General features: G+C 60.6%; 16 protein-coding genes and 5 pseudogenes. 8 read left to right on the top strand and 13 right to left on the bottom strand.

Going from position 1 to position 22,004, the window contains the following annotated elements; genetic code table 11:
• Nucleotides 1–89 precede the first annotated feature (89 nt).
• Together scpB and NKH37_RS31500 are read right to left on the bottom strand one after the other, a co-directional pair.
• Nucleotides 90–809: an SMC-Scp complex subunit ScpB gene (gene scpB / locus NKH37_RS31505; protein WP_353042258.1), complete on the bottom strand. Its 720-nt coding sequence runs from the start codon at nt 807–809 to the stop codon at nt 90–92.
• 5 nt (nt 810–814) lie between these two features.
• Complete coding sequence (locus NKH37_RS31500; protein ID WP_353042278.1) at nt 815–1,825, bottom strand: DUF1403 family protein; 1,011 nt, start codon at nt 1,823–1,825, stop codon at nt 815–817.
• Between the two features lie 125 nt (nt 1,826–1,950).
• On the opposite strand from NKH37_RS31500, the gene NKH37_RS31495 reads away from it, so the two are divergent.
• From NKH37_RS31495 to NKH37_RS31475, 5 genes and pseudogenes are all read left to right on the top strand, one after another.
• Entirely contained in the window at nt 1,951–3,165 is a 1,215-nt protein-coding gene (locus tag NKH37_RS31495; RefSeq protein WP_352895733.1) for a site-specific integrase, read from the top strand.
• 138 nt (nt 3,166–3,303) lie between these two features.
• The gene (locus NKH37_RS31490) at nt 3,304–3,513 is read left to right on the top strand and encodes a type II toxin-antitoxin system prevent-host-death family antitoxin (RefSeq protein WP_352895752.1); all 210 of its coding nucleotides are present in this window, start codon (nt 3,304–3,306) and stop codon (nt 3,511–3,513) included.
• A gap of 32 nt (nt 3,514–3,545) precedes the next feature.
• Nucleotides 3,546–3,922, top strand: a pseudogene (locus NKH37_RS31485) (PIN domain-containing protein); the annotation flags it as partial.
• Nucleotides 3,923–4,966: 1,044 nt separating this feature from the next.
• Nucleotides 4,967–7,033, top strand: coding sequence for a carbamoyltransferase family protein (locus NKH37_RS31480; protein WP_352680931.1), 2,067 nt, complete (start codon nt 4,967–4,969; stop codon nt 7,031–7,033).
• 83 nt (nt 7,034–7,116) lie between these two features.
• Complete coding sequence (locus tag NKH37_RS31475; protein WP_023722001.1) at nt 7,117–7,473, top strand: hypothetical protein; 357 nt, start codon at nt 7,117–7,119, stop codon at nt 7,471–7,473.
• Nucleotides 7,474–7,610: 137 nt separating this feature from the next.
• On the opposite strand, the gene NKH37_RS31470 is transcribed toward NKH37_RS31475, so the two are convergent.
• The 7 genes and pseudogenes from NKH37_RS31470 to NKH37_RS31440 form a co-directional block, all read right to left on the bottom strand.
• Complete coding sequence (locus tag NKH37_RS31470; protein ID WP_198030557.1) at nt 7,611–8,579, bottom strand: glycosyltransferase family 10 domain-containing protein; 969 nt, start codon at nt 8,577–8,579, stop codon at nt 7,611–7,613.
• Between the two features lie 299 nt (nt 8,580–8,878).
• Nucleotides 8,879–9,095: pseudogene (locus NKH37_RS31465) on the bottom strand (transposase); the annotation flags it as partial.
• Between the two features lie 1,336 nt (nt 9,096–10,431).
• Complete coding sequence (locus tag NKH37_RS31460; protein WP_352707076.1) at nt 10,432–10,617, bottom strand: hypothetical protein; 186 nt, start codon at nt 10,615–10,617, stop codon at nt 10,432–10,434.
• Complete coding sequence (locus NKH37_RS31455) at nt 10,556–10,792, bottom strand: FMN-binding negative transcriptional regulator (RefSeq protein WP_352706955.1); 237 nt, start codon at nt 10,790–10,792, stop codon at nt 10,556–10,558. Before NKH37_RS31455 ends, NKH37_RS31460 begins: the two co-directional genes overlap by 62 nt.
• A complete protein-coding gene (locus NKH37_RS31450) occupies nt 10,716–10,904 on the bottom strand; it encodes an FMN-binding negative transcriptional regulator (RefSeq protein WP_352706952.1) in 189 nt (62 codons plus the stop codon). The genes NKH37_RS31455 and NKH37_RS31450 overlap by 77 nt, the downstream gene beginning before the upstream one ends.
• A complete protein-coding gene (locus NKH37_RS31445) occupies nt 10,855–11,052 on the bottom strand; it encodes an FMN-binding negative transcriptional regulator (protein WP_353042256.1) in 198 nt (65 codons plus the stop codon). Before NKH37_RS31445 ends, NKH37_RS31450 begins: the two co-directional genes overlap by 50 nt.
• A gap of 50 nt (nt 11,053–11,102) precedes the next feature.
• The gene (locus NKH37_RS31440; protein ID WP_353042254.1) at nt 11,103–11,765 is read right to left on the bottom strand and encodes a helix-turn-helix domain-containing protein; all 663 of its coding nucleotides are present in this window, start codon (nt 11,763–11,765) and stop codon (nt 11,103–11,105) included.
• A 92-nt stretch (nt 11,766–11,857) separates the two neighbouring features.
• Here NKH37_RS31440 and NKH37_RS31435 point away from each other — a divergent pair, with 92 nt between their 5' ends.
• Complete coding sequence (locus tag NKH37_RS31435; RefSeq protein ID WP_352895740.1) at nt 11,858–13,003, top strand: trans-sulfuration enzyme family protein; 1,146 nt, start codon at nt 11,858–11,860, stop codon at nt 13,001–13,003.
• Between the two features lie 189 nt (nt 13,004–13,192).
• Here NKH37_RS31435 and NKH37_RS31430 read toward each other — a convergent pair.
• A pseudogene (locus tag NKH37_RS31430) lies at nt 13,193–14,174 on the bottom strand (class I tRNA ligase family protein); the annotation flags it as partial.
• A gap of 476 nt (nt 14,175–14,650) precedes the next feature.
• On the opposite strand from NKH37_RS31430, the gene NKH37_RS31425 reads away from it, so the two are divergent.
• On the top strand, nt 14,651–16,297 hold the full coding sequence (locus NKH37_RS31425) for an MFS transporter (protein ID WP_353042252.1): 1,647 nt from the start codon (nt 14,651–14,653) through the stop codon (nt 16,295–16,297).
• Nucleotides 16,298–16,723: 426 nt separating this feature from the next.
• On the opposite strand, the gene NKH37_RS31420 is transcribed toward NKH37_RS31425, so the two are convergent.
• Nucleotides 16,724–17,206: a transposase gene (locus NKH37_RS31420; RefSeq protein ID WP_353042250.1), complete on the bottom strand. Its 483-nt coding sequence runs from the start codon at nt 17,204–17,206 to the stop codon at nt 16,724–16,726.
• Nucleotides 17,207–18,457: 1,251 nt separating this feature from the next.
• Between NKH37_RS31420 and NKH37_RS31415 the strand changes: the two are divergent.
• Nucleotides 18,458–18,706, top strand: a pseudogene (locus NKH37_RS31415) (hypothetical protein); the annotation flags it as partial.
• A gap of 9 nt (nt 18,707–18,715) precedes the next feature.
• Here NKH37_RS31415 and NKH37_RS31410 read toward each other — a convergent pair.
• Together NKH37_RS31410 and rlxS are read right to left on the bottom strand one after the other, a co-directional pair.
• Nucleotides 18,716–19,131, bottom strand: a pseudogene (locus NKH37_RS31410) (nodulation factor fucose acetyltransferase NolL); the annotation flags it as partial.
• Between the two features lie 837 nt (nt 19,132–19,968).
• The gene (rlxS, locus tag NKH37_RS31405) at nt 19,969–21,939 is read right to left on the bottom strand and encodes a relaxase/mobilization nuclease RlxS (RefSeq protein WP_353042248.1); all 1,971 of its coding nucleotides are present in this window, start codon (nt 21,937–21,939) and stop codon (nt 19,969–19,971) included.
• Nucleotides 21,940–22,004: the final 65 nt, after the last annotated feature.

Genomic DNA, 22,004 nt, shown 5'->3' with positions numbered 1-22,004 from the left:
AATCTAGTCCTATTTCGGACGAGATCACGGTTGAGACGTCAGAAATATGCTACGAATTTCGGACAAGCCTCACAAACAATAAGCCGCGGCTATTCGTCGGCCTCGACTTCAACGCCCTCTTGGAGGCCGGCAAAGTCCGGCATGATGTCACCAGCCAGCAGCTTCTCCTTGCTGAGCAGACCAGCGTCCTCGAGCGCCTCGAAATCCGGCAGGTCGCGCAGCGTCTCGAGCCCGAACTGCAGCAGGAATTCTTTGGTCGTGACGTAGGTGTAGGGCGCACCCGGTGTCGGACTGCGCGGGCCGGAGGCGATCATGCCGGCGCCGCGCAGATGGCCGATCAGATCGCGCGAAATCTCCTTCCCAAAAAAGCTCGAAAGTTCGGTGCGGGTGATCGGCTGGAAGTAGGCGATGCACATCAGCACCAGCACCTCTGACTGCGTCAGGTCAACGGCCCGCCCGCTGCCGCCGACGGCGGTGCCAAATGCACTGCGGATGGCGTCGGCATAGGCCGGGCGGGTCAGGTGTTTCCAGCCGCCGGCGACAGCGACCAGATCATAGGGCCGGCCACGCAACTCCTCACGGATGTCGTCGATCAGAAGCTCAATGCTGCAGCTTTTGCCGACGATGCGCGCCAACGTTTCGCGGTTGACCGGCTCGCTGGCCGCAAAAATCGTTGCCTCGACGCGATGCATCCATTCTCGCCAGCGCGCCTCCGGCGGCAGGTGATCCAGCTCCCGGTCAAACAGCTGGTCAGCCGATCGACGGTTATCTGACGGGCTCCCCCCTCGCCTGCGCACTGCCTCCACCATGGTCGTCAGAGCCCGTGGATGCGGAACGCGGTGCGGCCGGACATCTCGCGGACGGCGCCGAGTTCGACCAGCCGGTCGAACAAGCGGCGGAGCCCGCGGTCGCTCATGCCGGCGATCTTTGCCGACGCCACGACTGCGTCGTCGGACAGGACTCTTTCGACGACCATGTTCGCCGCTTTGGCCCGGAGTTTTGGAGCGACCGCCAGCAGCCGGTCCGCGCGACGCTCGAGCTCGGCGGAAAGATCAATGGCGCGCAGCGCGGCGCGTGCCTGCGCCGCCAGCAGGGCTTTCGCACGCTCGATGCCTGTCGCCACAGAGCTGGCTGCCGATCGATGTGGGCGGGCGCCTGTCCCCAACCCTGCCTCGGCGCCCAGCAGCGGCATGGCGTATGCCCAACCCAGCCGTTGCGCTAGCAGGGCGTCGGCGAGCCAGCATCCGAAGGCTCGTGCGAAACCATATCTTTCGGCAGCCGCGAAAGCGCCGGTCAGCATGCCGACCATTCCGATACCTGCGGAAAGCTGTCGAAGATCGTCCGCCAGGTCGCTGACCTTCTCGTCGTCGCGGCGGAGACCGAGGTCATCCAGCACCGCGCCGATGCTCGCCTCGGTCAGCAGTTTCGCGGCAGGCGTGCCGGCCAGCCGTCGCCAAGCCAGCAGCATCGATCCGGCGGGGCCGACGGACAAAAAATCGCCTGGGCGTGTGAGCAGCACGACATCGCGCAATGCCGCTTCATCCTCAACGCGGCCGGCCTGCTTTGCCGTCACCGCGGCAGCGACAAGCGCCAGGCGCTGCCGCCAGGCGCCAGCCCAGCGTTCCTGCCGGCGCACCACTGCATCGAGCGCGCCGATGGCGGCGCCGGCGGTGAGCGCGACGTCTTCAACATCTTTTCCCGCAAGGCTTTGCGCATCGAGAACGGCTCGGCGCAGCCACATCGCCACCGCAGCCACCGGCGGAGCAGCGCCGGTACCGGACAGCGTGCCGTGGCGAGGCCGAGAGGGTTCGGGGCGCAGAATCATCGAAAGCACGATGAATCATGGCGGCGCTTTTAGCAACGTAAATGGGCAAAAAGCGCTGTGCCTGTCGTCGCCATTAAACGAATGATAATGTTGCATTATCGTTCGTATTGCTCTTTATAGAAGAAATGGCCATTTTCGTCGAGCAAAAGCCCAAAAATCACGCTGAGCGACCCTCCGGAGCGTCCCACAGCACAGGGCTGGCCGACGATGTTTCGGCTGCGCGGACGTCGGCCGATCTCGTGGCACAGGCCGAGGACGACCTGCCTGACATCATCGACGTCGTTCTGGAGATGGGGAAGACGCCGGAAGAGTCGGCCGAAACTCCCTCCCCTCCTCCGGCCATCGCCAATCCCCGCCTGCCGACACATCTCGACGCGCTCGCCGGCCGCGCGCGAGAGTATGTCGAGGCGGCGAGCTCGGCCAACACGCGCCGCGCCTATGGATCGGATTGGCGGCAGTTTTCGAGCTGGTGCCGGCGCCAAGGCGTCGAGGTGGTTCCGCCCGATCCCCAGGTGGTTGGACTTTACATCACGGCCCTTGCATCCGGCACGGCCTCTGGGGGCAAAAAAACGGTGGCGACGATCGAGCGCCGGCTATCCTCGCTGACCTGGAATTATACGCAGCGTGGCGAGCCGCTCGATCGAAAGGACCGCCATATCGCCACCGTGCTCGCCGGCATCCGTAAGAGCCACGCAAAACCGTCTGTGCAGAAGGAGGCCATACTTCCCGAAGACCTGATCGCCATGCTGCAGACGCTCGACCGGGGCACCCTGCGCGGCTTGCGCGACCGCGCCATGCTGCTTCTCGGCTTTGCGGGCGGCCTGCGTCGCTCCGAAATTGTCGGCCTCGACGTCGGCAGGGATCAGACGGATGACGGCCGTGGCTGGGTCGAGATTCTCGACAAAGGCGCTCTGGTAACCTTACGTGGCAAGACGGGCTGGCGCGAGGTCGAAATCGGCCGCGGCTCCGCCGACGCCACCTGCCCCGTGGTTGCGCTGCAGACCTGGCTCAAGCTGGCCCGCATTGCCCACGGGCCGCTGTTTCGGCGTGTCACAGGACAGGGCAAAGCAGTCGGCGCGGAGCGATTGAACGATCAGGAGGTGGCCCGCTTGGTCAAGCGTGCCGCGCTGGCCACCGGCGTCCGCGGCGATTTGTCGGAAGGCGAACGACAGCAAAAGTTCGCGGGCCATTCGTTGCGCGCAGGCCTGGCCTCCTCAGCCGAAGTCGATGAGCGCTATGTGCAAAAGCAGCTCGGCCATGCCTCAGCGGAAATGACGCGTAAATACCAGCGTCGGCGCGATCGCTTTCGCGTCAATCTCACTAAGGCGTCCGGGCTCTAGAAAAAAGTCCCCCCCTCCCCTGTCACGGTCACTAAGTCATTTTTATGTAGTCACGATAGTCACAATGGTCACGGAGGCCAGAATGCAGTCTGCTCCAAAGAGGATGCCAACTGGACCGTCGCTCGGGCCAAGGCGCGGCTGTGGGAAGTCATCGAGCGTGCGCAGGCGGCGCCGCAAACGATTACGCGCAACCGTAGGCCAAGCCTCGTTGTCGTCTCCGCCGAGGAATGGCAACGCAAGACGGTGCGCAAGGGTACGCTTGAGGAGTTTCTGCTGGAGTCGCCGCTACGCGGCGCGGAACTCGACCTTGAGCGTCAACGCGATGAACCGCGTGATCTGCCGCTGTGAGGCTACTGCTGGACACGAATATCCTGTCCTAGGTGACAAGGCCGGCGCCGGACGCACGCGTTCTGGAATGGCTGGACAAGCTCGACGAGGATCGCTCGTTCATCAGCGTGGTCTCGATCGCCGAAATCCGGCGCGGCGTTGCTCTCATGGGCGAGGGTCGGAAGCGTGAGGCGCTGGCCGAATGGCTTGCCCGAGACCTGCCTTAGCGTTTTAGAGCAGAGAGTCCTCCCCGTCGACGAGCCGGTTGCTCTGGCCTGCGCGATCTGATTGGTCTTGCGAAGCGCCGCGGCCGCGTGCTGACGTCAATGGACGGATTGATCGCAGCCACAGCCATTGCCCAGGGCTCACTCTGGTAACGCGTAATCCGAAGGATTTCGAAGGCTTCGGAATAGAGCTCTTCGATTCGTGGATGCGTGAATCGCCCAGCACCACATCCCGAATGCGCGAAGCGACTTTCGAACAAGAAGTGTGGGTTTGCTCTCATACCCTTTGCTGAAAAATGTTGTGACAGAGCGCATGGAATGCCACGCGCTTCAAATCGGAGTAGCCATCCGGGAAGCCTGAAGCCCTTCGAAGCGCATGTCCGGCAGCTATTCATAGCGTGGATGACTTTGATCGAAACAAACGATTTCATAACTCTTCGGAAATCTTGCATGGACAGAAGCACATCCCGCACCGATCACCCATCCAAAGGAGAAAATATTCCATGCGCCCTGACGTGCAGTGGAGGTCGTGCCGAGAAATGAGTTGCAACTGGCCGACCATGTCGGCGGTTCGACGCTAGTCGTCCCTCAATGTTCCTGAGCTGCGAAGTCTTGCAGGGAGCCAGCTGCCCAGCGCGTTTCTGCTTGTGACAGGCTTATTGCCGCAGGCAGATGGTCGGCTCGTCTGGGCAGCGGATTGGAGACCCGGCCGGCAGCGCTACCATACAACATCAGCGCACTTTACATCTACGCGGTATTGCCGTGCTTCCAGTCGGTGCCATGTTTGGCCGACGCATGACGCGATGCGGCCTCCTGCACAAGCGAAGGCGTTATCGGATGTGCGACCGGGAAGCAGGCGGACAGTGCAGCACGTGTCACTCGCCTGTGCGACGGTCTTTCGGGGAATGAAATCGGGCCAGTTCACGGCGCGGTATTATTCGTCAACAGCCGCCCCTTCGCAGGATACAGGCACTCCGCGTCACACGTTCGTGCTGCAGATGAAAACGGCATCGCCGGCATGCAAGTCAGCAGCCGCTCAAGATTCGGATCCAGCCAAACTCTCGGCGTCATGGAACGGCAGGCGCCACGATCGAAGCATCTCATGTTGATTCAGGCGGACCCCTTATGAGGCGTTCTTTGATGCCGGTGATGCCTGACAGGCGGTTGCAGCTGCAAGCGACAATGCGGCCTATTTAGTTGGAAACGGAGGCAGGCCAATTTGGCTTGCCCGTCACTATGTGGAGAAAGAAATGCTGTGTCTAGGAATTAGCGGCGGACTTGACCAAGTCCATGAAAACCGATTCGAGCTTCGGAACGCCTTTATGCACGATGGCGCCGCGGTGCTCGTCCGAGACGGACGGGTGATAGCAGCCGTCGAAGAGGAACGCCTCAATCGGATGAAACACTCCAACAAGCTCCCAATTCGTTCGATTCAATACTGTCTGTCAGCGGCGGGGGTTCAGCTCAACGACATTGATCGTGTCGCGCTCTACGCCAGCGAGCCCTATGCCAACGCCATGCTTGAAGGTATGTCCGCATCCCACCCGGACATTCTCTCCATTCCGTTGGGTGCTAAAACGTTGGTGCAGGATCTGTTAACGCGTGAGTTCGGCACTAAGTTGGACAGTTCGCGTATTTCATTCGTAAGTCATCATCAGGCGCACGCCGTGAGCGCCTTTGCAATGTCGGGCTTCGAACAAAGTCTCATTCTAGCGATTGATGGCTCTGGTGATTTCCTATCGGGCCTCGTGGCGGTAGGGTCTGGCACAGAAATTACGCAACTCGAGGCTTTTCCCGAGAACAATTCTCTTGGGCTGTTTTATCTCGAGACGATCCGCTATCTCGGCTACGGCTTGTTCGACGAGTATAAGGTAATGGGACTCGCGCCCTACGGCGACCCCGCTCCCTATCGCGAGCTCTTCGAGCAGTTCTACGAGCTCTCCGCCAACGGCGGTGGCTACCGTGTTCACCTCGACCGCATCGGTCCGGCGTTGCTCCGCAATATCGAGGTCAGGCGAAAGGGAATGCCCTTCACCCAGCAGCATCGAGATGTGAGTGCGTCACTGCAGGAAGCGCTTGAGCGGATCGTGTTCCACATTCTCCGGCATCACCGTGAGGCCACCGGCATGAAGCGGTTGTGCCTGGCGGGGGGGGTGGCCCACAACTGCACGATGAACGGTAAGCTGCTGTATTCAGGGCTTTTCGAAGACATCTTCGTGCAACCCGCGTCTCACGACGCTGGCTGCGCATTGGGAGCTGCGCTGATAGTCTCTAACGAGATGGGCCGCCCCGCGCCGTGTGAGCGACTGCAGGAGGTCTATTGGGGTCCTGATCTCGGGAGCGAGCGCGCCGTGCAACAGGAACTGAATGCATGGGCCGGACATCTCGAGGTTGAACGCTCTGATGACGTGGCAAGCAGTGCAGCCGACTGGATCGCCAACGGCGCCGTGATCGGCTGGGTGCAGGGTCGTTCGGAGTTTGGGCCACGTGCGCTGGGCAACCGCAGCATTCTTGCCGACCCTCGGCCCGCCGCAAACAAGGACCGGATCAATGCGATGGTCAAGAAGCGCGAAGGCTATCGGCCCTTCGCGCCATCTGTGCTGGAGGAGGATGCGAGCGAATTTTTCGACCTCCCGGACGGTAGGCACGAATTTCCATTCATGAATTTCGTCGTTCGCGTGCGTGACTCAAAGCGCGCCTTGCTCGGTGCCATCACGCACGTCGACGGTACCGCTCGCCTGCAAACAGTATCGCGCAACGCCAATCCCGCGTACTGGGAGGTCATCAATGCGTTCAAGAAGCGCACAGGCACTCCAATTCTGCTCAATACCTCCTTTAACAACAATGCCGAACCGATCGTGGATTCGGTTGCAGACGCGATTGCCACCTTTCTGACGACAGAGCTGGATGGACTTGTGGTCGGGCCCTTCCTGGTAAAAAAGCGGGCTGCAACGCTGCAGGATTGGACTGCGCTTGCGGTTTCGTTGCCGCCCTATGTGTCCCTCCATCAAACCCGCGCTTACAAAGCGCCAGATCGTCGGGAGACTCACTGCGAGATCAGCACGACCCACTTCAGCAGTGACAGTGTGCGAATTTCACACGACTTGTTTAATCTGCTGATGCGGATTGAGGGCGAAGCCATGTTGGGAGATCTCCTCAATACAATTGCGCCGGATCAGGCTAAGCGTGACGCTTTGATGGAGGGCCTGCGACGACTGTGGGAGCAGCGCCTCGTTCGGTTGCATCCCTCACAAGCTGCTCGCATGGATCAAGACTGCGATCAAACGCTGGACCAGCATAACGGGCTCTCAGCGTGATAGCGATGCCGCTATCCAAGCTCGGCGCTTTGGGCGCCGGACCGGCCCCGTGTAAACCTCATTAAAGAGAGAGGAACCCTGCCATGGAAGAATTCTTATCGCGCATCGCCACTGGTGCCGGCATCGGCCCGGCTCTCGCAGAGAAGGCCGTTGGGTTAATGCTGGGTTTCCTGCAACGCCACGCGGCCGACGGTCCCGTTGCGCGCATGATCGAGGCCATTCCCGGAGCTTCGGAATTAGTGGCGAAGTATCATGGCGACGACCCAGACGACGGAGGCGGCCTCATTGGGCTCGGCCAGCAATTGATGAGTGAGGGTCTCAGCATTCTAAACATCGCCGCCCTCGCCAACGAGACGATCGCCTTCGCCAAGGAACATGCCGGCGACGAACTCGTGGACGAGGTCCTCAATTCCGTTCCTGGCCTTCCCCAGTTCGTCTGATCAGCGGCGGCCGGGGGCGCATGACCTCGTGCGCCCTGCCGGCCCGTCTGCGCAGGTAGGCATTCTCCGCCGAGCGTTCCGTACCGATCTCGCCAGACCACCAACCGCCGGGCACGCGAAGCGAGCGTTGGAGTACTTCATGCGTCTCTCCCAAAATCGACCGCAGGCGAACCGATGTGTATAACTTCCGGCGGTAACGGTTTATCCTGAACGCTTTCGATGAAGCCCGCGAGATAAGCAAACGTATTGTATTTCTCGAGAACCAACCGCTTCGCCTCTAGTATTGCGCCGCGACGCTCCTTCCACAGGTCCGAGTTGATGATTCCTTGAATTTTTTGGATTACGTTCTTGTCCTCTGGGTCAATCAGAACCATTGAGTCCGAAGGGAAGAACCTCGTGATTGCCGGGCTGCCGTAATAGATCGGCATTGTTTCAGCAACGAAGCAGTCCATAAGCTTCTCTGTAAAATAGTAATCAGCACGAGTATTCTCGAAAGCTATACTGTAACGGTAAGGTGCGAGTGCGTTCCATTTATCTCCAATCAGCCGAAAACCTCGGCCGAACAGGTCAAAATCGAGCTCCTCTCTCAGCCGTTCCAGAAACGCCAGCCGATATCGATGCCCTTTAAGCAGGGCGATGTTACTGGTAATCCATGAGAGCCGAAGCGGCTTGTCCACGACTTCGCTGACCAGAAGTTGGTCATATGTCTTGTTTACAGACCAAGACCGAGTGATAGGTGGAGACAATACGAATCGGCGCCCTGCATTCTGCCGAGCAGCCAGCTCTGCGTCAGACGTCAGGATGATAGTATTTTTCCCCTGCCCTTCATGAAATGCGCGATGAGCTTTCGTCGGCGGTTCGCCGATTGCAAAAATTATCCTGTTTGGGCTCGCCTCGATATCAACAGGGAGCCCAAAAAGAGAAGCAGAGTTAAAGACAATATGCCAATCGGGCGCGAAGGATGTCGTGCGTACAAAAGCGACATTGTTCCAGATTCCACTCCCCTTTGGAGTGAGATGGTGGATTGCATCATCCAAATTGCCCCAAGAATCCAGACATGTAGCAACAATGGGCGCCGGACGTTCCGTCAACAATTTGGCCGACAAAGCAGTTTCACCCCATTCACTTCCGTTGGACCGGGAGCAACTTGTGCATCGGGCGCAAGACCTCTCTGCGCCTGAAATAGCTCGCGATCCTGATCGATATCAAACACACGATTCTGTGCGACTTCGCGCCATTCGACAACTCATCTCTAAGACCGCGGGAATCCCTTCACTCGTGAAGGTACTCATCGCCATTCCGGATTGCGGTAACACTGGGCAGCATAAACCTTCCGGGACCCGCTGTCGAGGCAATGTCGCTTTGCACTTAACGAGGTTCTTCCTCACTTTGTGTGGTGATCGTTGATCGTCTTCAGGCGGTTGATCTGCCTTTCCGCCTGGCCGTTGCTCCACGGAAATTCAATGGCATTGCGAACGGCGTCAATGTCACGGCGTAGGACCCGAGCGAAACGCGTGATGGCGACGAGCCCGGCGTTGACGGCATCGTCGATCCAGGTGGTCGAGCTTGTCCAATTCACGGCCCCGCAAAATGCAGCGGAAGCGCATGGCAAGCCTGTGCATCATGGCAATCGTGACCGGTCTTTCATTGCGTGAGGCCGAACGTGCGATTGCAGCTCCTGCCGCCGCGCAAAGAGAGGTTCAAGATTTGTGCCAACTGCGCTTGGCCGGAAGGTGGCATAGAGCGGCGCCTGAGAATGAAAGTGCCGCCGCCCAGCCTTCATAGCCGTTCCTCCTTTGTGGCGTGGACGGCTCGAAAGTCGCCATCGCGTCAGATGTTCATCAGGGTTCGGCATAGCCGGGGCTTCCGGCGACAGTCATGGCAGCGACTTCGCTTCTGGAGCCGCTCATCCGGCCGCTAAAAACACATGCGCGTCCTAAGCCGTATTGATCCGCCGGAGCTGACCAAAGCCACCTTGCTCTGGATTGCGGCAATGGCGATTGCGGGCGAGAAGCCGAGAAGAACCGATGCGCGAGAAGTCCTGAGGCCATCCGTCCACGAGACGTCACCAGGCCGCTATGACGACTATCCCGCATCCGAATTAAGCGAACCTACCGTCGTCTTCACCGAAGACGGCATCAACAACCTTCGGCATATCGTCGACGCGCGCAGGGCTGCGGGCCACGCACCGCCCAAACCTACCGCAGAAACCATCGCCCGAAATCATAGCCACCGCGGCCTTGGCCGACCTTGGCCGAACGGTTACGAACAAGCCGTGCGTCATTTGCGATCTGGCCAGGGGCAGCATGGGGTGCGCCATGCTCCGCGATGCCGGTCCAGACATTCGGCGCGCCAAGCCGAAGCCCGCATGACGCCGGACGAGCGCCTGGCGTTGCCAGGATGATGTACGCGCTGTCCCGGCGGGTCCGACCCGATAGGCTTGACCCGGCCCCGCGCCCCCAACTCCACTTGTATGAATGGCCGGGGCCGGCCCTTTTCGGAACCGGCCCACCGCCGCGTGACGTTGTGCAGGATGATCGTCTTGACCCGTCTCGCATCTGAAGCGGGTGCAAGCCTGCCGAACATCCCAGCTGCTTGGTCATCCAACCTGGCTGCGAGGCATCGCCACCGTGGGGCGTGGCGTTCGCTGCCAGTCGGCTCCGATCTCGAAACCGCTATGCCGCCATACCGAACACGCAACTCGGTTTAAGCGCCAGGCTGCTGTTCGAGGTATTGACGAAGCAGGCGACGTGACCGGAAAGGCTCGCGGGGTAAGCAGCTTCCATCGATCCGGCGGCATTGCGGATCTGGCTGGCGATGGCGGCCTGAGTTCTTGTCCATCTGCCGCATAGCGGGTGGTCAGGTGCTGGTCGCGTTTCCGGCGAGCCGAAGCATTTGTCTCTCAAGGTTCACCCCTTGGAAATCCAGCACCAGCGGCTTGTCGGGACAAGATAGATGCTATTGGGATTTGGCCGCCGCAGCCGCGAGCATCGCTTCTCCCATCCCATTGACGCCTCGGGCATTCAGCATTTCACCAGCGTTCTGAATGTCGCGCACCTCTTTGTTCTGGCTGAGTTTTGATTTACCAACCAGGCCGGTGATCTCGATTTCCAGGGCGGCGATCGCCTTTAACCATCGTGTCAATGAAGTCCTTCGGCGCGTCGCCCATCTTCCACGGGGCAGGCTGCGAGGCTTCATGCATCTGAGTGAGCTTCGCCACGTTACGGCGCACATAGCGCTCATCATCCCGGACAGTGATGCGTCCGTGGGGCGTGGACGACGAGACAGTTCCACGTCGGCACCTGCTTATGGAATTCATGCTTGCTTGGATACCAGTTCGGCGAGATGTAAGCGTCGGCCGCAGGGAAGATAACGAGGACTTCATCGCCATTGGCAACTTCCTCCCAGACTCGATTTTTTGCGTGCAACATGGCAATTGAGGACGCCTTTGTCTCCCTTCGAGCCGTCAAGCTCGAAGGGAATGTGGTTCGCGTCGAGTGTGCCTTTGCTGTGGGTGACCAGGATACCGAGCGGATGTCTCTCGATTAGGTCAGCAGGGTGTTGTGATCGGGACGGCAAAATGGGGCGGAGCGTACAACGGTGGATCTCCTGTCGCGAATGGGCGGTCGTTAGCGAGCGGCGGTGTCTTGCGGAACGAGCCCGGGCATCTTCGATGCCGGCGAAGAGGGCCCCGGATCTCGCTGTCCACCACGCTCAAGAACTGCCATCGAGAAGTGGGCAGGCAGATCAGATGCCGCCGCGTATGAGTGCGGTTGGTCAGTGACAAGCCGCACACTCTCGCCTTGGCTCAAAATTACTGCGTGGGTACCCACCACTACACTTAGGGACCCCTGAGTCACCGAGATCAACTCGCGCGTATTCGGACTATGAGCATCTGCGGAAAACACGTCGCCCGGCATGATGGCCCAGCTCCACAGTTCGAACATCGTTCGTCCCGAGATCGATGAATGAAGTTGTGCAAAGCTTCCTTTAGCGCTTGTCCAAAGCGTCCTCGCCTCTGTCCGCTCAATAGGAAGGCGAACTGTGGAAGGATGGTCATTCAACAAATCGGCCACCGAAAGCGAAAACGCCGCCGCCAGTCGGCAAAGTATGCCGATGCTGGGGTTCGCCTTGCCTTGCTCCAGCGTGACGACGGTTCCCTTGGATAAGCCGCTCAGTTTTGCCAGTCGATCCAGGGTCAGGTTTTGGTCGCGCCTCAATTGTCGGATCCGAACCGCTATCGCTTGGCCAAGCACCCGCTCGGGGTCCAACGCTGTCGTAACATCGGTCATTATATTGACTTAGTGCCTCGGCTCACTTATTACGGTCAATATAATGACCGGCCTGAAATTGTGCAACTGCCCCGTTAGCGAGGAAATGACCGATGCGTTTTGAAACAAAGGCGATCCATTGCGGCCGAGCTGTCGACGCTTCCACGGGGGCGGTGTCCCTGCCGCTGAACACCAGCACGACATTCCAACGTAGCGTCGACGGCTCGTTTCCTTCCGGATTCGAATACACCCGGGATGGAAATCCGACACGCAACGCGTTCGAAATGGCCATGGCCGCGCTCGAGGGCGGAGAAGATGGCATTGCCTTCGCGTCGGGCATGGCTGCAATCGCTGCAGTTTTTGAGAGCCATCCGTCGACGGGTCGGATCGTTCTGCCGGATGACATGTATTTCGGCATTCGTTCGCTGATTGACGAGACCGACATTGGGTCTCGCTTCGACTTTGCGGCCGTCGACATGCGCGATCTGGATGCCGTGCGCGCCGCGGTCACGTCGAAGCGGACTGGCCTCGTCTGGGTCGAGACGCCGTCAAACCCGATGATCCGGGTTGTCGACATTTCGGCCATCTGCAAAATCGCGCACGAGGCTGGCGCCTTGGCCGTAGTGGACAACACGTGGGCAACTCCAGTGCTTCAACGGCCCCTCGAAGTTGGGGCGGACGCGGTTATGCACTCGGCGACAAAGTACATCGGCGGCCACTCGGACTTGATGGCGGGCGTCGTCATTGTCCCGCACTCGTCACCCTTCGGTCGCCCACTGCGGATGGTCCAGAAACACAAGGGCAGCGTCGCAGCGCCATTCGACTGTTGGCTGGCATTGCGGGGCCTGCAGACATTGTCGGTACGCATGCGCGCGCATTGCGAAGGCGCCCAGAAGGTTGCTGAGGCTTTGGCGTCTCATCCGCGTGTCGAAAAAGTACTTTTTCCTGGCCTGCAAACTGATCCGGGACACGATCTCGCTAAGCGGCAAATGAGCCATTACGGAGCGATGCTATCCTTTATCGTCAAAGGCGGAGCCGATGCTGCGATGGCCGTGGCCGGCCGCCTCGAGGTTGTTGCCCGGGCGACAAGCCTTGGCGGGACCCACTCTCTGATTGAGCATCGCGCATCCGTCGAGGGTGCCAAGTCCAAGGCGCCAGGCGGATTACTGCGAATGTCAGTGGGACTTGAGCATCCTCAGGACATTATCGATGATCTGATGCAGGCCCTAGGCGGAACCTTCAAAGCGGCAGCCGAATGACGCGGGTGCAAGAACTCTGGCAGCGCTTTACGTGGCGGCTGGCGCAGCAATGCGGCCTGCTACGGTTGGGCGCCTAGATCAGGCAAAGCATCTTCGACGATGCTTAGATTTCGATCGAAAATCTCGGTGTCGGATGCGTTGGCGCGGAGAGACCGCACCTTGTTCAGGATCGCCGCAACCGCCGCTTCAGGCCTGGCGATGCGGCTCGACCTTTTCGAGGAAACCGCCGGTATCAGCTCGGCGATCTTCTTGTGCGCGACTAAACGGTCGAGACCGTCGAGGTCGTCCCAGACCGCCTGGCGCTCCGGCGTCACCTCCAGCCCGGCGAGAAAGTCGTCATTGTCCGTGAGGGTGACCGCCGCCTCTACGGTGAGAATATTGATCGCCGGCAACTTATGGCGCCTGCCGACCTCAAATTCGTTGAAGTCATGCGCCGGCGTGATCTTGACCGCACCGCTGCTTTTTTCGGGATCGGAATACTCGTCCGCCACCACCGGGATCTTGCGGCCGACGATCGGCAGGATGAGGTTCTTGCCGACGAGATGCAGGAAACGCTCGTCGTCGGGGTGGACTGCGACAGCCGTATCGCCCAGCATCGTCTCGGGGCGGGTCGTCGCAACGGTGATGAAGGTTTTCGGATTTTCCGGATCGAACGTCTTGCCTTCGACCGGATAGCGGAAGTGCCAGAGGTTGCCGTTGACTTCCTGCTGCTCGACCTCGAGATCCGAGATGGCGGTCAACAGCTTCGGGTCCCAGTCCTTGTAGATCAGCCCTTCCTTGTAGAGCGTCACGAACACTTCGAGCACCGCCCTGGACAGGCCCTCGTCCATGGTGAAACGCTCCCGGCTCCAGTCGGCCGAGGCGCCCAGCCGCTTCAACTGATGAGGATCGCGCCGCCGGTCTCGATGAGCTCATCGCGCGTCAGGTTGCGGCGGTGGATCTGCTTCTCCATCAGCTGGCGCTCGACCACCATCTGTGTGGCGATCCCGGCATGATCCATGCCCGGCTGCCAAAGGACATTCTTGCCGCGCATGCGCTCGAAGCGCACCAGAATGTCCTGCAGCGTGTTGTTGAGCGCATGACCCATATGCAGCGAGCCGGTGACGTTCGGTGGCGGGATGACGATGGTGAAGGCTTCCGCGCCCTCCTCGGCGCCTGCGCCGGCACGAAACGTCTTTTACAAGCGTATTATGTTTTTTTGCGCATAGACCAACGAGTTGAACGGCGGCCCCATGAATCGCCGATGTGTAGGTCGGGCAAAGGCGCCCACCAGCTCGTACTTGTCAAGACGATGCCACCCTTGATCTTGCACCCGCCTCCGATACCAGCGATGCACTGCGTCGTATGCTCATGCCTGTCAGGATGGGATGGGCGCTGCTAGCACAGTGGCAGTTTGACAACCCGGCCATCGGGGCGGTAGCACCGTCCAAGGCCAAGAGTCGCAGGGCAGACCGCACCCCATCGGGCTGCGCGACCCAGACCAGCTGACGCCCAACTGGCACACTCATCGCGCATCAGCACCGTGGATGCGACATCTACTTTGTTGCGAGCGCGATATCGGAACTTGGTTGTGACGCAGCTGTGCGTAAGCGCACCGCTGTCAGCAAGTGAGTGAGTGAAAGAACTCCGTGGTGGAGGTGAGAAGTCATGCGGCGTCAAGATTCCCCGCCCTTTGCGGCAAACACACTGATCCCTCTTCAGAATCCGGTCTTTCGTTCGATCTGGACAGCCACGCAGATATCCAGCCTTGGCTGGCTGGTGCAGAGCGTGGCTATAAGCTGGCTTATGGCAACGATTTCAGCCTCCGATCTGATGGTTGCGCTCGTGCAGGCTGCATCGACACTGCCCGCCTTCTTCTTGTCGATCCTTGCTGGAGCGATTGCAGACAGCTTCAGCCGCCGCGGCGTGATGCTTGCCGGACATTGCCTGATCGCACTGGCATCCACGGCGCTGGCTCTCTCTGTTGGACTGGGCTTTGTCAGTCCATGGCTGATCTTGGGACTGTGTTTCTTGGCGGGATGCGGCTTTGCCTTGAATGATCCAGCCTGGCACGCCTCGGTCGGCGACATCCTGGAAAAGCGCGACATACCCGCTGCAGTGACGCTGATGTCGGTGGGGTACAACGTGGTTCGGAGCATAGGACCGGCGCTGGGCGGTGTAATTTTGGCTTTGCTGGGCCCCCTTACGGCTTTCGCCTTCGCTGCGCTGACCGACCTGGTCCCGTTGAGCGCTGTGCTGCGCTCCAAGTGGCAAGTTCGCTCTTCGCCTCTTCCGCGCGAGCGGATGACGACGGCCATTCATGATGGCATGCGCTTCACGGCAATCTCCTCTGAGATCAGAGTGGCGATCGTGCGCGCAACCCTGTTCGGGCTGTCAAGCATCTCGATCCTTGCTCTGCTCCCCCTCGTGGTTCGCGACCAACTGGCGGGCGGGCCAATTGTTTACGGCGTCCTGTTAGCCGGCTTCGGCACAGGCGCCTTCATCGCGGGCATTGGCAATAGCTACTTGCGACGCATCACGTCCCAAAATCGATTGATCACGCTCGCGTCCGTTGCTTGCGCAACGTGTTGCCTTTTACTGGCTCTCACATCATCGGTGGCCGTAGCAGCGATCGCGCTTGCAATCGCTGGCGCAGGCTGGGTTGTCACCTGGACCGGAACCGACGTGTGTGTGCAGTTGGCAAGCCCAAGGTGGGTCGTTGGTCGCACCCTGTCGATCTATTACGCCCTGACCTACGGCGGCATGGCAGCGGGCAGCTGGATCTGGGGTGCTGTCGCGCAGTACTATTCCCTGACGTGGGCTTTGGAAGGTGCTGCAGCGGCGCTGTTGCTGGTTGCAGCTGTGGGAAAGCTATTGCCGGTACGGCTATGGGAGGAATCGGATCAAGGGGCCTTCGACTTCAGGCCACCAGAACTGGCCCTCGATTTGAAGCCCAGGAGCGGCCCGATCGTGATCAAGGTGGAGTACTCGATACCCGAGGAGAATATCGAGGAATTTCTGAGCTGCATGCGCGAAAGGCGGCGCGTTCAGAGCCGTGCCGGTGCGCGGGACTGGACCCTCCAGCGCGATCTTCAGAACTCGACTCTTTGGACCGAGACATTCCGCACGCCGACATGGACGGACTATCTTCGTCTAAACCATCGGCTAACGGTGACTGACAGGGAGGTAGGCGAGCGCCTTGCCGCTCTGCAGGTCGGTGATTCTCCTCCTCGTCTCTCACTTTCGATCGAGCGGTCGACAAGCCTCGCCCCCGCCAGCCAAGTCCAGCCTGTGCCCTTTGTATCGCGCCCGTAAGGAAACCAGTAACTTTTCTGGGCTCGGACACGGGAATGGCCGAGACCTACTCCTTCTTTCGTCGGGTCAGCCCGGATTGCCATACGTTGCGGCCGGTTAGGCGAGCATGAGGATTTGTGTGGCACGTATGTCCACCACGGGCCCATGTCCAGCCCCACCGCCTCTGCCATCAGATCGGCTTGGGCACGGGTTCAGGTCGCCTGTCCCCCTGCATCGCGGCGAGCAGCGGGGAGCAAGGGGGGCGGAGGGGTCTCCCCGGCATAGGCGCTAACTTAGGGCACGGCAGCTATCCTTGCTGCGGCGGATTGGTTTTTGCGCCGTCTTGGCGGATCGCAGACATGGCGAATGATTTCGGCGAAGCGTGCGGCGATTTTTCCCGGTCGCAGCACGCTCAGTATGGCGTTGAGGATCGCAGTACGCAGAAGGTTATGCAGCCTCCAAAGGGACAGCGATTGCGCCATGCGTGGTTTCGTCTTCACAGGGGGGAGAGTCGAGAACGTCGTTGACGGCCTCGTCGATAATCAGCGCCAGGATCAGATGGGCCATGAGCCAGCTTCGGGCGAGCCGCTCATCGCGTGCGGGAAGCTTATGGATGCCCATTCCGCTCTTGAGCCGCTTGAAGGCGAGTTCGACCTGCCAGCGCAGGCGATAGGTTTGCAGAACCTCCTCGGCCGTCATCGCGTCGGCCGGGATCGATGTCAGCAGCATGACGAAGCCTGCCGCAGTGACGGTCATCAACTGCAGTGTCTGGTGTTGCGGCGTCGCTGATGACCCCGCCTTGCCGCTTTCTCTGACTTTTCGGTGGCCTTCGCATTCTTGCGCCTGACGATGAGCCTTGCCCGCAAGAGCGGCTTGCCTCGGCCCTTGCCTTTGGGGCCCGAATGCTCCACGAGCACGTCCATCTCGCAAATCTCGCCGGGCTGCATGGGCGCGTAGATGGCGTTCCAGTCCACCAGTTGGCCGTCGAGCGTGGTCAGCCGAACACTGGTCCAGCCCGTGCGCACGATGAAGTCGGCGCCCGCCAACGCCACCTTTTCAAGAGATGGGGCACGGGCGTAGGCGCGGTCGCCAACAACGATGTCGCCTTGGCGAAGCGGAACACGAGAGAAGCTCTCACCACCGTGGACGTCGCTGATCTCCAGATGCGTGAAGCGCGCAAGCGCAGGTTCGTAGGTGGCATGCAGCCGCCAGTCCGTGCCAGCACTGCCGGGACGCGAGATCGAACTGCCGTCGGCAATGCGCAGCCGACGCCCCTTCGGCACGGTGCTTTTGGCACAAGCGTTTTCGAGCAAGGCGCCTGCGATGCAGCCGAGCCAATCGGCGGCTCCGCGCAAGCGCTTCAAAAGAGCAACATCCGAAAGGCTTGCAACATCGTTCACCCCGGCCCAGGCGGCAGCCGAGCGCAGGCTCATCCCGCCGGGGCCATAAGCTAATGCCAGGCGCAGCAATGTTGCCGCGTCCGCAACATTGCGACGACGCACGAGCGCTCCTGTCGCCCGCGCCGTCGCGTCAAGATCAATGGATTGCGACAGCCCCGATATCAGTGCCTGCCAGTCTGCTTCGATGGAATCATTCGTTCGCATCTGGCCGAGGAATCACATCTCGATTCGACCAGTCTACCCCTAAGTTAGCGCTTATGGGTCTCCCCGGTCTGCACGGAGCGAAGCGGGCAGACGGAGGAATCCGCCAGCGGCGGCTTGCAGGGAGAGGGCCGCGCGCCTCTTTCCCCTCCCTGACAAAACGTGCCGCCAAGCACGTCACGTCGGCGCAGCCGTGCCGCAGAGGCGGCCGCAACAAAGAAGCCCTACAAGGCGGAAGCATCGAAATGTCCGCCAGCGGGACCAATTCAGTTCGGTGCTGGAGAAAGCGGTTCAACAGGGCGGCCGTAGGAGCACCAGCATAGCGCCGCCGTCAGGCGCGATGCGGACCGACAGCCCCGACGAAGGGCGCTGATTGATCGACTAAAATTGGATCGGGTCATTTTACCAGCTGACATAATCCATGAATTTCTCACGATGCTTCAGCGCGCGCCTGGATTTTCTGCATTTAGCCTGCAGCGAAGGTCCCGGTGGTGCGGTGGAAGCGAACCCGGGGCATCTTGGATTTATTTGATGCAGCCATCCAGGACTGCTGCATTGCCACAGCAATGGCCACAACCTGCTAGGCGGGCTTCTGGAGATGGACGCGACGATCGGTCAGACGCCCTTTGATTGGCTGCGGTCGGCGCCAGACGGTCGCGGAGCTTCAAATCTGATCGGGCTCCCGAGCGAATTGCCGTCCTACGAGCATTCGGGACCGATCCCGGCCTACAGGCACGCCTTACTTCGGGCGGCGGATCAAGTGATCCGTGAGGGGAATGCCACGCCGGCGTGGCTCGCCAATGACTTCAATGCCAACTGTCGGCAGTCACATCATCAGTTATGCATAGCTCCGCGACACATATCCAAGGTGGCGCACAATCCTGCGAATTCTCATCGCTGTAACAACAATCGCCGCACCAAGCAAAGTGGCGAACTCGATTCTGCTCGTGAGATCCCAAAGCTCTCCGAACGGTATTAGATCCATGAAGCGAAACACGGCACCCTGAAGCAGGTAAAGCAGCAGTGTGCTCTGACCAAGCTCCACCGCGACAAAGCGAGCTACGCGAGTTGAATAGCCAACTCTCCAGCATAGGAATATAAGCTGCATCGCCACTGCAGAAGTTGCTACCGAGCCAGCGAACATCAGCAACACTTGTTTGGCCGACTGTGCATCGTAGATCAAACCGAGATTGTTGTAGACGTACCCTTCTTTCCCCAAACAAGAAAGCACATGAACGCAGCCATAGAAAGTAACCCTCAGTTTCGGGGGAATGGCAAGCCCTGGTCGGCGCGGCGCTGAGTTGGGCGGAAAGATCGACGGCGCAACGCGGGCTCCTGCGCGACGAGCAGATTTTTCGCCCGGTCTGACCCGGCCTCGACTCCAGATGCCGCAATGACCGTCGGGCCCGCGTCGGCGAGCCAGCATCTGAAGGTGCGGCCGAAGCGATGTCGCTCGGCGGTCATGATCGCGCCGGTCATCATGCCGCAGCGGAAAGCTGCCGAAGCTCGTCCGGCCAGGTCGCTGACCGCCTCGTCGTCACGGGCTCAGCGGGATGGGCTGCCAGTTCACGCCCGGCCAATAGCATCCGGCCCGCGGCGCCGACCTCGTCTCACGGTCGTGTGACCAGAAGAACATCGCGAAGTGCGGCTTCATCCTCGACGCCGCGAGCCTGCTTCGCCGTACCGCGGCCGCCGAAAGCCCCTAGGCGCTGTCACCAGGCGCCAGCCCACCTCTCTAGCTGGCGGACCATCGCATTGAGCGCGCCGATGGCCGGACCGGCAGTGATTGCAATGTCCTCAATGCGCCGCAACTGTTTGGGTCGGGGGCAACCCTGCGCAACCAGGCCGGCACCGCCGTCGTCGGCGCGGCTTCCGTGGCACCTGGAAGAGTGCCGTGGTGGCGCACGAGGGTTTTGGCTCAGAACCATGGAACACGATGGATGATCGCGGCGCTTTTGTAGAGCGAACGATAAATCTTGCACGACCAGCCATTTATCCCTCGCCAATTCGATGCCGCGGGCAACCAGCAGGCGAACTCCGTCCGGACTGAGTACCCGTTTCAACGCGGGCAAAAGAAGTTGTGTAGCCATGTCACGAAATGCTTGGTCCGCTTCTCTGCCGGCCGATGGTCCATGAAATCCCCTCCCCACCCATGACACCAGACACCTCCTTGCCAATATGCCGATCAAGCACTGGCCTCCATGGTACCAGCGTGAACTCGCGCGCCTTCTCGACTATGAGGTATTTGCCGCTGGCAAGGTCGATCGAGCGGCGCAATCGACCCTCTATTCGATCACCAGGCTGCGCTTCGGAATACGAGAGTCCGAGTTCGTTCGACAACTGGCCGGCCACGCGGTTCAACTCGCGTTGGCGCAGCATCGAAAGCATGTTCGCGCGATAGATGACCCGATCCTGCGCTTCATGCGCGAGACCTTGCGCGATCAGCCACTGCTGTCGACGGGCCTGGACCTGACGTACTTCGCGACCGAAGCCAGAGTCGCGCAAGGGCTCAGGATGAGCTGATACGAGCTCCTGGTCGATCCAGGTGGCGCCGTCGAAGCTGACTTGTTGTTCCAGCGGCGTCGATGAGAGCTTGTCAACCGTGACAGGCTCGGCCCCGGCCCGCTGACGCTCGTAGTCAGACACACGGTCGAGATGATCCGGTGCGACGATCCATGTACCGTCCGGCTCGCGCTCGACACCACCGGTCGCCCGGCGGATCGCCTCCAGTCGCCGCACGTGCGTTTCGGCAAAGCGTTCGGTGGCCGACGGGTCATGCTTGAGATGGATATCGATGCTGTAGCGCCCGTCATGGGCCGTGGCGATCTCGGCAATTGTGCGGTCGACTTGCCTTGGCCCGGTGTCCCTCGGCGTGACCCGCACTATGCAGCCCTCTGGCGTCGGTTGGGTGGCCTCGCCTTTGCCGATATCAACATAGTGGCTTTTGCCGTCCACGCCGTCGACGACGAGGTAATGGCGGTCAGTGATTTCGTCGGCCAGGCCGCGCGCAACGATGCGGCCGACGACAGGCTGCATCTGCTCTGCAGATCGATCATGGATAACATAGTCGGCGGCACTGCGGGCGAGCCCCTTGCCGGTCAGTTCGCGGTGCATGGTCTTGATGATGTCGCCCCGCTCGCCGATGCGGCGCAGCGTCGCTTCAAGCTCGCCATCAAGGCGCCAGCGGCCCGAGCCGACTTCCTCAGCCAGACCCATCCGCTCGAGCTTGCGCAGGCGGCCCTGGTGCAGCGTCTGGCGAAACGTGTCTCGGCTGGCCGGTGAGACATGCCCCTCATGGTCGCGCATGCGGAGCAGCTGCCGATCGATGCTGGTGAAGCGTTCCCGCTCCATTTCCTGGCGCAGGCGTTGCTCGATCTCGCGGTCCGTTCTCGGGCCAAGGTCGAGGCTGACCAGCTCGGCCGCCCGTTCACGGATGCCAGACGAGATGTAGTCTCGCGCGATGACAAGATTTTCGCCGCGGTCATCCTTGCCGCGGACGATAATATGGGTATGCGGATGACCAGTGTTGAAATGATCGACAGCGACCCAGTCGAGCTTTGTGCCGAGGTCTTCTTGCATCTGCGCCATGAGGCGCCGCGTGAGCGGCTTGACGTCGTCATACTCGATGCCGTCTTCAGGTGCGACGATGAAGCGGAACTGATGCCGGTCGCCATCGGCACGATCGATGAAGGCCTTGCCATCAACGCGGTCGCTGTCGGCGCTATAGAGCTCGCCAGGCTCGCCTTCGCGGGTGACGCCGTCGCGCTGGAGGTAGCGAAGGTGTGCACGTGCCCCGTCAACACCCTTGCCGGCCAGCTTGACGATACGCGCCTTGACGACGGTGCGCCGCTGCCGAAACGCCGCGTGGGGGTCGCGCGCTCTGAGAACGGCGGCAGCAGCCCCGCCGCGCCCCGCCCGGCTTCCGATGAAGCGGCCACGGCGACCGCTGCCGCCGCCGGCTCGGTTGATCGCGGCGCGGATCTGGCCGGCGAAACGCTTGCCTGCCTTCGAGCCGCGCGATCCGATTTTGCCCAGGCTCGGCTTGAACTCTTCATCCTGCATTGAGCCTCCTAGTAGTCTTAAGCAAAATCAGAGGTTTGTCGGCAGCAGCTCTCCTGACGCTGAAG

The organism is Mesorhizobium sp. M1217, assembly GCF_040318275.1.
Classification (GTDB): Bacteria; Pseudomonadota; Alphaproteobacteria; order Rhizobiales; family Rhizobiaceae; genus Mesorhizobium.
Note: the sequence above shows the minus strand (reverse complement) of the source record. Positions and strands in the feature narration are given on the sequence as shown.